The following is a 10,935-nucleotide window of genomic DNA, read 5'->3' as shown; positions in this document are numbered from 1 at the left end:
AGAGATTGCGATCTACAGAAAAAAGGAAACGTATTCCTGGTAGGTTACAATGCTCAAGCGGCGGTCGATTGCAAATCCAACATGATCATTTCTCACAGTGTGGAAACGGAACAATCCGATACTAAGTTTGCGGAGAAAATGATTCGAAAAGTCGAATCTTGCTACGAATTCTTAAGATCGGAAAAACAAGATTTAAATAGAATTCAATATGTCTTAGATGCCGGTTATGCAAGCGAAAGTAATTTCCAGAGATTAAAAGACTTCGATCTTTATTGTCCCGATCAAAAAGTAACAAGGTTATTTCAAGCAGGGAAGATCCCAAAAGTTACCGATTTCTCCAAACGAAGGCCTCCGTTCATCAAATTTATCTATGAAAAGAAAGCCAACAACTTCGTCTGTCCATCGGGCAGAACACTTAAATTCCGATCCGAAAAGTATCTTCATGGACAATACAGTTATTCGGATTACAGATCGACGGGTTGCAACGGCTGTAAGTTGAAACATTTCTGCACAAAAGGTCGATCTAAATCCATTTTGGTGAATTCTAATAACTTGAGAAGAAACTACATTCATTTAAGTCCAAGTAAAAACTACCATCCGAGCGAGCTGAATAATTTCTACACGATGGAAATGCGCAAAAAGTTACAAAACCCGAAATCGAGAAAAATTTATGCCAAACGGTTTTCTTCGATTGAAGGCGTCTTTGGTGCAATGAAAGGATCTCGTGCAGGAAATAGATTCATGACAAAAGGATTGGAAAAAGTTTCTCTTGAATGGTCCGAAAGATGCTCCGCTCACAACATAGGAAAAATTTGCGGATTTCGGTATATTTAAACGATCTGCTACGGCAGTCCTTTCTTCTTTTTGCCATTCGCTTTAAAGAGGAAGAAGAATTTTCAGACAAACCAGGCCTCTTTTTCAACAGGCTCTGGGGGCCGGATCGGTGGTACTCGTTCGAAAACGACGTATCAGATAAGCGCAATTTCTTCAATCCGTTTTTTAAGCCGAATTTTTGTATGAGTTCCAGCAGTTAAGCAGGATCGCTATGCGAAATTGGCATTGTAGCGGATGGGTTGGGCTTAGAAGATTTTTAAGAGAAAGCAGTTATTACAAATTGTAATGTAGTCTTGCCACGAAACGTATTTTCTTCCAGGTATCCCCACAAATCTAGGCTCCCCTTATCCCGGAGAATTTCCGAGAATTCGCTCGCTCGATTCCAGATAATGCAATGAATTGAGTCTGAGGCGGACAATAATTTAAATCTTGCATGTTTCCCTTCGGAGAGAGGTCGGTAAGATAGGATTCTTGCTTCTTTTACGGAGATAATTGGGGTCGGGTTGCCTTGGCCAAATGGCTCAAATATTCCCAATTCCTTATGGATGGAATCCTTTAACTCCGCAGGGTAGAGGCTGACGATGCTTTCTTCCACATCCTGTACGGACAGATTTTTTTCTTCTTTTAGCCATAGTTCCGCTTCCTTGAATAAAATTTCCGCAAGCTCCGGAATTTTATCGATAGGTAAGGAAAAGCCTCCAGCTTCCTTATGACCGCCGAATTGTTGAAAAATCGGCTCGGCTTTCTTTAATAAATTGAGAACATTTTCCGATCCGTAGGCTCGGATGCTTCCTTTTGCGTGACCGTGATCCGGAGCAATAAAGATGACGGGGCGTCGATACTGTTCGACTAAACGAGTCGCAACAATTCCGGATACGCCGGGTTCGAAATCCGGTTCGTAACAAAAGATTACCGGACGCTCGGTTCTTTCCTTTTTTCTTTTTAAAAAACCGTCGACTCTAAATAAATTACGTTTCGTCCTCTCCCTTCTTTCTTCGTTCAGTTTTAATAAATCCTTGGATAGAGATTCAGCCTCGTATTCGGATTCACTGAGTAAAAGTTTCAAAGCTGTTTCCGTCTTATGCATTCGTCCCGCGGCATTTAACGCGGGGCCGATGCTCCAGCCAAGGTCTTTGGAAGTAATTTTCTTCTTACTCAATTCGAGCTGTTTCATCAGCTGGTTAAGACCGGGCCTATGGGTGTATTCGCCCATTCTTATTTTCTGCAGAGTTTCGCAGCCACGCTGAACGATGATACGATTCTCTCCCGTCAATGGCATCATGTCGGTGATCGTCCCGATTGCGGCTAAATCCAAATTCATCAAGATCTCGTTGAGGATTCCAGGATATCTTGAAATTTGAGAAAAAAATACGCTTCGTTCCGGATAATCTTCATTAACGCGTTCTTGCCAATCGACAAACGGAATAGGGTATATTTTTTCCGCCGAAGCTCTATCACCTTGAAATAGGCGCACTCCCTTATGAATGAGAGATCCTTCGAATAAAGTTTCGGTATCTTTGACCCAGACGTATTGGCTCGATTCCTTTAGAGATTCGTAAAGCCAGCCGGTAACTAATTTCCAAGCGATCACGGATGTACAGATTTTTTCGTAAGGATATCTAGAATCGCCGCGCTTAGGAGAGATCAGTTTGCCCGATGGAGAGATCTGCGCCGGGATTTCATGATGGTCTAGAACGATGACCTGAATTCCTTCTTTTGTGAGTTCCTCAATTTCGGAACTATTACTAGTTCCGAAATCCAAAGTAATTAAAAGATCAGGTTTAGCATCTCGAATAAACTTCATTGCCGGAGCGCAGAGTCCGTAATCTTCGCTGCTGGAAGTTTTAATAATTAGATTTCCCGAATGGACTTTTCTCAAAAAGGAACCGAGCAAGCTCGTCGAACTGACTCCATCGCTATCGCGGTCTCCAAATAAGAGGATTGTCTTATTTTCTTTTATAAATCGCCGGATAAGTTCTAAAGAGCTTTCTAAATCAGGTAATAAAAATGGAGAGGGGAGGTCTTCGTAACGATAACTTAAATGAGTTAGCCTAGGCTGGTCTTGTCGAAACCGAATTCGAAATAGATGGGATTGGAGCGCACTTAGACCAGGGATAGCCGAAGAAGAAAGTTCAGAAAGTGAAAGACCATGTTGGGGCATGGTTACATGATACAATTTCCGCTAAATTTTGCTCCTGATTCAATTTCTAAATCGGGAGTCCGGACATCCCCGACTACTTTTCCGGTCTTACGCACTGAGATTTTTTGAACTGCGTTTATATTGCCTTTTAAGTCGCCTTCCACTTCTAAGGTTCCCGTCTCCACATCGGCTTCTACTTGTCCTGTTTCTCCGACGATCAATGTGCCGGATGTTTCTATCGTGCCTTTGAACATTCCTTTAATTTTTAAGGCATTATTAAAGCGAAGTTTACCTCTAAATTGGATATCGTCGCCGATTACTGTGTCGATAGATTCTTCGTTCATCGGTTCCATTTTGATTTTCTAGAGGTGTCTTTCAAATGTTTTTCCCTAATTTACGCAGTTTTTTTCGGAATATTAAAGTCAGCAGTCGCAAGTGACATCTCAGATTTTGTTCGAGTATGATAAAAATTGTTTAGTAAGCTCCGAGCCCGCGGACATGAAGTCGAATTTTTCTTTTGCGCTTCGGGCGGATTTGGAAGGATTCCCCACCGGTACAACCCGTCTTGGGCGGGGGCTGGTCGGTGGTACCTTGCGGCCACTGAAGCTTTCATTATCATAACTTCTTATTTTGGGAAACCCTTTTTCTTACCGGTTTTTCCGTAGGAGCTCCTACACGCTTTCCTTAGAGAAGTTGTTGACTGTTCGTACATTTCGTGATAGCGATTTTTAACGTAAAACCACCCCCGGCCCCCACCCAGGAAGGGCGGGAATTTTCCAATTCAATCTCCACCACCGGGAAAAATGGGATCTTAAAAGGCCGCTACTAAAATCGTTTCAATTTCGTTTTTGGGTAATTCACGCGGTAAGCAGTCTAGAAAAGGAAATGAGGAGGCTAAACTGGCAATTCCAGGAAGGTCGATTTTTCTTACTTCATATTCCGAGAGTCTTTGAGGAATCTTCAACTCGATATAAATTTTTCTGATACCCTCAACCGCTTTAATTGCAGCCTCGATTACTGAAATATTGGAAATATCTTCATCTAATGCTTTTGCGATCAAAACGTATTTTCCGGCGGAAGAGGTCAAATTATATTCCATTACGTGAGGAAGCAGAATCGACATGGCTTGGAAAATATCCAGGTTCGTTAAATTCGAAGAGGCCAAAGATAAAGCGTAACAAAGGCCGAGGGAACTCGAGGAGTGGGACATTCCTACAAGTAAGCTTGCTCCAAAGATTGCATTACGATATTGTAAATTCTTCGGATCCCGAATCGCAGGTACTAAGTTTTTATAAATAATTTCGATTGCTCGTAGCGCGGAAGAGTTTGTAAGTTCGTTCGAATATTTCGATAAAATGCTATCAACTGCAGCGGCTAAAATTCCCACTCCGACTTTCGCGACGTCCGCCGACGTCATGAACGCACCGATTTTAGCGTCTGCGATTACCAATTCCGGAAAAAGATATTCGTGAGTAAAATAACGGACCGTCCTGTCTTCGTCCGTGTAGATGGTAGCGATAGGCGCACACTCCAGGCCCATAATCGGATGGGTCGGTATCAAAACCAAAGGAACCGGTCTTTTTAATTTAGGGACTCTTTTCGCTACGAAGATATCTTCGGCGAAAGTATCGTTCGTTGCAAGCAGGGAGACTAACTTCGCCGCATTAAGACTTTCATAAGAACCGTAACCGATAATGCAATTTGCGTTCGATATTCTCGCGAAGTAGGCAGCAGTATCCAGTTCTTTTAATGTAGGTTCCTTTTCGATATTATCATAAAGAATCACACCGTCTATGTGCTTTTCCAGGGAAGTCTTAATAATGGAAAACTCGTCCATGTTTTCCAACTCGTTCTGAGTAGAAAGTATGACGGCTCGTGTGCCTATATTCTTTACAAAACTACCCATTTTGAATCCGCAATCGGCCTCAAAATGGACTTTGGTGGGAAAACTAAAATTGATCCAGTCGGGGAGTATCGGCACCTGCGGTCCTCCCGCTAATCAGAACGGGGAGATGAATAGAAGCCCGGAATACAAGGGAATCATTCCGGGGTTTAAGGAAAAATCAGCGTCCGAGAAACGATTCGGCGATACGATCTGCAACCGCATTTAAGATCTCTGGACTAAGAGTATCATATTCGCCATTCTTAAGTTTCTCTTTGACTTCCTTAAGTTTGGCAGAGCGCTCGGAGTCTACTGGAGATGAGACGATCTTTTGCGAAATTGTCTGTACTTCGGCTTGCAAACGAGCTTCAGACGCCTTTTGCTTGGCTGTGTCTGAAATAGATATATTATCGAAAGATTCTTTGGCTTCGTTTTTCCTTACAGGTGTCGGTTTACGAGGCTCGTAGGAACCGCCACTGATGCCGCCTACTTTGTCAATGGTCATTGGATTTCCCTCTCACTCCTAAGTATCGGCAACCCCGACACGTCCGTTAAGCATTTTTTTTATATTTCCTTGGATTAGTAGAACAAATTCCCCTTTTTCTGCGAATTTTACCGTTTCTAAGGTCTGCTGGGGGGAAATTTTTATGATTTCTTCATGCATTTTAGTGAGTTCTCGACCGAGCAACAGTTCCGATCGAGGGAAAATTTCTCTGGCTGCTGCGAGCGTATCTCGGATTCGATGCACCGATTCAAAGAGAGCAAGAACTCCCTCAAACTCTTCCCACTCCTTTAACTGATTTCGTTTCCTCCCTTTTTTTTCCGAGAGAAATCCTAGAAAAATACAAGGCTGTACTTGCCAACCCGAAACGGAAAGAAGCGCAGTCAGAGCGCTCGGTCCTGGAATCGGTATAACTGAAATGCCATTCGCTCGCAGGACGCGAACTAATTGGGATCCAGGATCGGAAACGCCAGGCGTACCGGCATCCGATATTAGGGAAAGGGTTTGTCCGGATCTGAGATTTTCGATAATTCCAGCGAAGGGTTGCTCCGATTGATCCTTATATAAAGTTTTAGAAACGGTCCGGATTCCGAAGGTTTGCAATAGTCTTCTACTATGAGTCGCGTTTTCGCAATAAATCGTATCGGATTGTTTTAATACTTCGATTGCTCGGAGCGTGATATCCTCCAGGTTCCCGATAGGTGTCGCAACGACGTACGCAGTTCCCGGAATGATTTTAAACCTGGATTCCCAGGATTGATTCATAAATTGCAACCGGGCGGAAGGGTCCCGGTTGGGCAAGGACATCCCTTACTTGCTAAACTCGGATAAAGACAAGGGTTACAAATGGTTCCTATCGAACACGTCGCTTGAACGGTCGCAGTGCAAGCCGGATCTTGGCAGTACGTAGGATTACAACTCGTGTCCGAACCGCATTCAGTGGCGGGCTGAAGTGAACTGCACCTCGATACTGGCGTTGATTGATTCGACGTAACTCCCGAATTTAGAAGTGCGCGTAACGTGAATGTATAAACCTCGCATTTCTGAAAGGAGGTTATTCCTGGCGGGGGAATAAAATTCTTAATTCGATGGATTGTCAATGTGGTCGTGGAAGCCTGGACCGCCAATTGCGGAAAAGACGGTTGCGTTCCGTTTTCCAAATACAAGCCGCCGCCAGTAGAGGTTTCGGCTATCGAAGGCGTTGCCGAAGTAATATATAAATTATAGCCGACGAATTGAGGTTCCAAATTCGAAATATAATATTTGAGTAAATAATTAGGTTTATAATTTGCGTAATTGATCGAATACAGTGGATCGATTATATTGAAAAAATCATCCATTCCCGGATTTGTAGCTTGCACACTATAAACTTGCGGAACACTTACCGGCGTAATGAATACGAAAGGGGATTGGGCTACTTCGGTATTTGTGCCGCAAGTATTCACGTAAAAAATCAGAACCAGCGAGCCGAGTCCTGTCAGGATTTTCCGGGTTTTTAGGTTGCCCGGATTCCGGTGGTATGAGATCCCAAAAATACGACCCACGGGGATAGGATTCCCTCTTCGGACGGTCTTACAACAAAAAAAAGAGAGGAAGAAACCTTGGGCGGTATTCGTAAATTTTTATTTATCGGCGGGTTTATCGTATTTTTTATCCTACTAATTACCTTTCTTTTTACTAACGGAGATGATTCCGGCGGCGAAGCAAGCCGAAAGAAAGGAGAATTGGATGCCGTTAGCAGTCTTTTGGGTGGAGGCTCTCGTTCTTCTTCCGGTTCCGCTGGAACTGCCGGAGCTGCAGGTTCTGTCTTTGACTCTGATTTCTTTCGGGCAGGAAAAGGAGAATATGTAGAAACCGAAAAGCAAGAATCCGGGCAAGAAAATCGACCGGATGCAGCCGATGCGGATAATCCGGTAAATCCTCAAACCGGTAAGCCTTATACGAATGAAGAAATGGATCGTTTCCAGCAATTAAAGGAACGTTTTCCCGGAAACTCCTTGATTCCTTCTAAGTTAAGTCCCGCAGAAAAAGAACAGCGAAAGCAGTTTGAACAGACGGTTTCCGAGGCGACAAGAGCCGTTTTGGGACGAACAGCCTCACGAGAGCAGACCGTTACATATTACGATTTTATGGAAAAGCAAGCCAAAGATCGCTTGGATATCGTCACCTATTTAGTGGATCTACAAAAAGGTTCCGGCGATGAAGAGCAGGAAAAGAAGTTGGAGGCAATTCGCCAATCGATGGTCCAACAACTTGACCAGGTTCAACAGGATAAACGGAAGTCTTTTGAGCAAATAGGAAAATAAACAGTTTAATCCGGATCGATTTGTTGATCTCTTAAATAATCAAAATGTAATTTCGCTCAAGATCGGAAAACGAAAGCTAGATTTAGGGTCCAAGCCGTAGGAATCTAGATGAAAGGACGGCGGAAGCCTTTCCCGCTTCCATTGGCTAGCCGGGAAAAGACGCAGAAATTTCCGTACTCCTTCTTCGGTTTGTTTGGCATCTGCCCAAGAAATGCTTGCGTTCAAATTTTCCGGGGCTCGTCCGAGTAAAACAAAGGATTCTTCTAATTTTTGTAAAAGAGGATAGGGCATAAGATCGGTTTCGTCTTCTTGATGTTCTTCCAACGGTTTTAGCTCGGCGGTAGGCTTCGATTCTAAAATTCTGCCTAGGCATTTTATGGCAGGAAGAACATGGTCTTTGCCGGAATAAACATGTGCCAACCACCCTAATAAAAATTCCTTACTGATACCGGTTAACGGAGCGACAGAGCCCGATGAATCTCCGTCCATCGTCGTATATCCTACGCTGGCTTCGCTTCGGTTTCCCGTGGATAAAAGCAAATGACCGTTGAGATTCGTTAGGAGCCAGATGAGAGGCGAGCGGACTCTTGCTTGTATATTTTGCAGAGCCAGATTATGATGTTTCCAATCTAGGGGATAGCCTACGACTCCGGAAATTTTTTCGATCATCGCGGATACTTCGGAACCGATCTCAATTGCGGAATATGAAACCCCTAATTCGGCGGCTAGATTCTCCGCACTTTCGCGAGTGTATTCCGAATTATTCTCCGTTCCTTGATAAAGAGTAAAGAGTAGATGATTCTTATCTAGACCGATCGATTTTAAAAAAGAACCCCCCAATTCCGATTCAGCGATTAGAATACCTGCTTTAACCAAGAGAGCGCAGGCCGCGCTATCGGCTCCGCCCGATAAAGAGAGAGTATATCCTTTTGTCTTTGATTTTCTGAGATAATCGAAGAGACCCAGGGAAGTTGCTCTAGTAAAATCCTGAAATGATTGAGTCGGAAAATCTTGAATTTTCACGGAAGGGTTCTTGATTTCATTAGATAAAGCTAATTCAGAAATTCGAATTCGTTGAAGGTTTCTACCTTTGGATCGAAATTCTTTCGTTCCGGAAGAACGGAAATTGCGCGCTCGTCGCGTTCGCAAATCCTGGGGATCTAGATCCAAATGAGTTAATTCAAAATCCGTAAAATGCAATCTTGGTCCTTCCGCGACCAATTCCCCTTCTCTGAATCCTAAAGAACCGCCTTCGAAAATCAATCTTCCGGATTCATTTCCGTCAAGGTTCGCGTACAGGATTGCACCGGCGCCGTTTCTGGAAGCCTCGCCGAATAACCGTTTTCTTATATCTTGTTTTCCTAATGCGAAGTGAGACGCGCCGGGAGAAAGAATCAGGTCGGCGCCGGCATCCACTAATGTCTGACCCGGTCTAGTTTGAACCCAGGAATCTTCGCAGATTTCGATTCCAAAATCGAAGTCTTGCGTCTCAAATATCATGGATCCGAAAGGAATTTCTTGTCCATCGGGAGAGAGGGCATAAGATCCGGCTTCTTCTCCTTTGACAAACCAGCGGTTTTCGTAATGAACGCCTGTTTGGGCTAAATTTTGCTTGGGTACCAGACCCAAGATTTCCCCGTCTCGTAAGATAGCTGCGACGTTAAATAAGTAAGGGCTTTGAAAAAAAGGCAAACCCAGTATTACCGTTTTTTCGCCGACTGCTCGAGCGATTTCCTTTAGACTTTTCCATGAATGTTCCCAGACCCAAGGAAAATAGAACGCATCCTCGCAACCGTAGCCGCTTAACGAAAGTTCCGGAAATAAGACTATCGAAGAAGTTTCGCATTTTTCTAATGCGGATAGAATTCGTTCGCGATTTCCTTTGAAATCAAGCGGGGTCGTTCTGAGGCTTACGGCCGTACAACGGTAGATGGGCATTTCCTCCCCAGTCTCTGCGACCGAGCGGCAGGAGAAAACCTTTTTTCAAAGCGGAGAATGACTCCCGAACCAGGGCGCTTTGACCTGAAGATTCTTAGTCGCGCAAAGCTCTATAGATTCTATCTCCCGCTCCGCGTCCGGTTTCCAAGAAGGATCGATTTGTTTCCGCAATCTCCGTCTTTTTTTCTTCCGATAAGGAAAGGATCGGAATCACGTCTTCCCGATTTCGAATGATGAAGAGTCCTCCGTGACGGTTCAATTCCTTGGCCTCAGGAGAATGATCGATTCTTGGGCCGGTTAATAGTGGAAGACCGAAATACGCGGGTTCCAAGACATTGTGTACTCGGTTATGCAAAGCGCCTCCGACATAGGCGAAATCCACTACTTGGTAAGCATAAGCTAACAGGCCTAAAACATCGAATATGATAACTCGCGAATCGATTTTTTCGAAGGGCTTTGAACTAAATAGACAATAGTTTTCTGTCCGCTTTTTGACCTGGCCGAGAACCGATTGAATTCTGGACGAATCGGTTTTATGAGGGAAAATCCAGAACGCGAAATCCTGAAGGGAAGGTTCGGACAATAGAGGTAACAATAGATTTTCGCATTCTTCATACGTGGATGCGAGCAGAAATATTTTTGAAAAAGGATAGTTCTCAGGTCTTTCAAAGCGTCGAGGGTTCGATTCAACTTTTCGAATCACAGTATCTATTCTACAATCCCCCAACGTCTTGATTTTCGCGGAAGATCCCAATAAATTTCGAAAGCTTTGTTCGGCGGAAGTATGAGAAGGAAAAATTCGATCGAACAAACCGAAGACGGAACGATAAAAACGCTCTTTGAAAAAACCTTCGGGCGGAGTTAAGACCGCGCTTGCTAAAATCGTAAGAGCTCCTCGCCTTCTTGCCTCGAGTAATAAATTCGGCCAACGATCCCAAGCCATGAGAATCAGTAGTTCCGGATGAAATTTTTCGAAAATAAAAGCGTAAGCCCATGGAAAATCCAAAGGAAGATGAAATTTCACATGCGCTGGGAAAGCATCCAATTGAGATTCACGAACGGACGGTGAGAATACGCTTTGAAGTATGAGAGTTTCAGGTTCCTTTTCTCTAAAAACGACGGCTAACGCCTTACACTGATCCAGCTCTCCTACCGAAGCGGCGTGGAGCCAGACCACCCTTTGATTCGATCCGGGCAACGAAGCCGCAAGTATCTTTTTCTTGTCGTCCGACCGAATTCGTAGGAATTCTCGGGCTGCTGGAATAATGAATGAGAAAACATAAAGAGGAGGCCAAAGAAGAATCGTCAAAATCCGATATATGAAAACCATTGG

General features: G+C 43.9%; 10 protein-coding genes. 2 read left to right on the top strand and 8 right to left on the bottom strand.

Features of this window, described 5'->3' with window-relative positions; all coding sequences use genetic code 11:
* Nucleotides 1–834: transposase (locus tag LEP1GSC058_RS04120; protein ID WP_016548171.1), on the top strand; the 834-nt coding region annotated here is incomplete at its 5' end.
* 256 nt (nucleotides 835–1,090) lie between these two features.
* Here LEP1GSC058_RS04120 and recJ read toward each other — a convergent pair.
* The 6 genes from recJ to LEP1GSC058_RS04085 form a co-directional block, all read right to left on the bottom strand.
* The gene (recJ, locus tag LEP1GSC058_RS04110) at nucleotides 1,091–2,995 is read right to left on the bottom strand and encodes a single-stranded-DNA-specific exonuclease RecJ (protein WP_016547823.1); all 1,905 of its coding nucleotides are present in this window, start codon (nucleotides 2,993–2,995) and stop codon (nucleotides 1,091–1,093) included.
* A 2-nt stretch (nucleotides 2,996–2,997) separates the two neighbouring features.
* On the bottom strand, nucleotides 2,998–3,318 hold the full coding sequence (locus LEP1GSC058_RS04105) for a bactofilin family protein (protein ID WP_039948009.1): 321 nt from the start codon (nucleotides 3,316–3,318) through the stop codon (nucleotides 2,998–3,000).
* A gap of 467 nt (nucleotides 3,319–3,785) precedes the next feature.
* Nucleotides 3,786–4,955 (bottom strand): iron-containing alcohol dehydrogenase, encoded by a 1,170-nt coding sequence (locus tag LEP1GSC058_RS04100; RefSeq protein WP_039947956.1) that lies wholly within the window; start codon nucleotides 4,953–4,955, stop codon nucleotides 3,786–3,788.
* A gap of 82 nt (nucleotides 4,956–5,037) precedes the next feature.
* Nucleotides 5,038–5,361 (bottom strand): flagellar biosynthesis anti-sigma factor FlgM, encoded by a 324-nt coding sequence (locus tag LEP1GSC058_RS04095; protein WP_010418295.1) that lies wholly within the window; start codon nucleotides 5,359–5,361, stop codon nucleotides 5,038–5,040.
* Between the two features lie 18 nt (nucleotides 5,362–5,379).
* Entirely contained in the window at nucleotides 5,380–6,123 is a 744-nt protein-coding gene (rsmI, locus tag LEP1GSC058_RS04090) for a 16S rRNA (cytidine(1402)-2'-O)-methyltransferase (RefSeq protein WP_016548233.1), read from the bottom strand.
* On the bottom strand, nucleotides 6,120–6,842 hold the full coding sequence (locus tag LEP1GSC058_RS04085) for an LIC11073 family putative lipoprotein (RefSeq protein WP_039948008.1): 723 nt from the start codon (nucleotides 6,840–6,842) through the stop codon (nucleotides 6,120–6,122). Before LEP1GSC058_RS04085 ends, rsmI begins: the two co-directional genes overlap by 4 nt.
* A gap of 117 nt (nucleotides 6,843–6,959) precedes the next feature.
* Between LEP1GSC058_RS04085 and LEP1GSC058_RS04080 the strand changes: the two genes are divergently transcribed.
* Nucleotides 6,960–7,664 carry an LIC_20245 family lipoprotein gene (locus LEP1GSC058_RS04080; protein WP_016548069.1) on the top strand — a complete coding sequence of 235 codons (705 nt, stop codon included), beginning with the start codon at nucleotides 6,960–6,962 and terminating at the stop codon, nucleotides 7,662–7,664.
* A 39-nt stretch (nucleotides 7,665–7,703) separates the two neighbouring features.
* Here LEP1GSC058_RS04080 and nadE read toward each other — a convergent pair whose 3' ends face one another.
* Nucleotides 7,704–9,602: an NAD(+) synthase gene (gene nadE / locus LEP1GSC058_RS04075; RefSeq protein WP_016548112.1), complete on the bottom strand. Its 1,899-nt coding sequence runs from the start codon at nucleotides 9,600–9,602 to the stop codon at nucleotides 7,704–7,706.
* A 94-nt stretch (nucleotides 9,603–9,696) separates the two neighbouring features.
* Entirely contained in the window at nucleotides 9,697–10,932 is a 1,236-nt protein-coding gene (locus tag LEP1GSC058_RS04070; protein ID WP_016548082.1) for a 3-deoxy-D-manno-octulosonic acid transferase, read from the bottom strand.
* Nucleotides 10,933–10,935: the final 3 nt, after the last annotated feature.

The sequence above is a fragment of the Leptospira fainei serovar Hurstbridge str. BUT 6 genome (genome assembly GCF_000306235.2).
GTDB lineage: Bacteria > Spirochaetota > Leptospiria > Leptospirales > Leptospiraceae > Leptospira_B > Leptospira_B fainei.
This window is presented reverse-complemented; position numbering and strand designations above follow the sequence as displayed.

Coding starts and splice junctions, on each gene's coding strand:
- LEP1GSC058_RS04095 (WP_010418295.1), bottom strand. CDS start 5,361: ATGACCATTGACAAAGTAGGCGGCATCAGTGGCGGTTCCTACGAGCCT.
- recJ (WP_016547823.1), bottom strand. CDS start 2,995: ATGCCCCAACATGGTCTTTCACTTTCTGAACTTTCTTCTTCGGCTATC.
- rsmI (WP_016548233.1), bottom strand. CDS start 6,123: ATGAATCAATCCTGGGAATCCAGGTTTAAAATCATTCCGGGAACTGCG.
- LEP1GSC058_RS04070 (WP_016548082.1), bottom strand. CDS start 10,932: ATGGTTTTCATATATCGGATTTTGACGATTCTTCTTTGGCCTCCTCTT.
- nadE (WP_016548112.1), bottom strand. CDS start 9,602: ATGCCCATCTACCGTTGTACGGCCGTAAGCCTCAGAACGACCCCGCTT.
- LEP1GSC058_RS04105 (WP_039948009.1), bottom strand. CDS start 3,318: ATGAACGAAGAATCTATCGACACAGTAATCGGCGACGATATCCAATTT.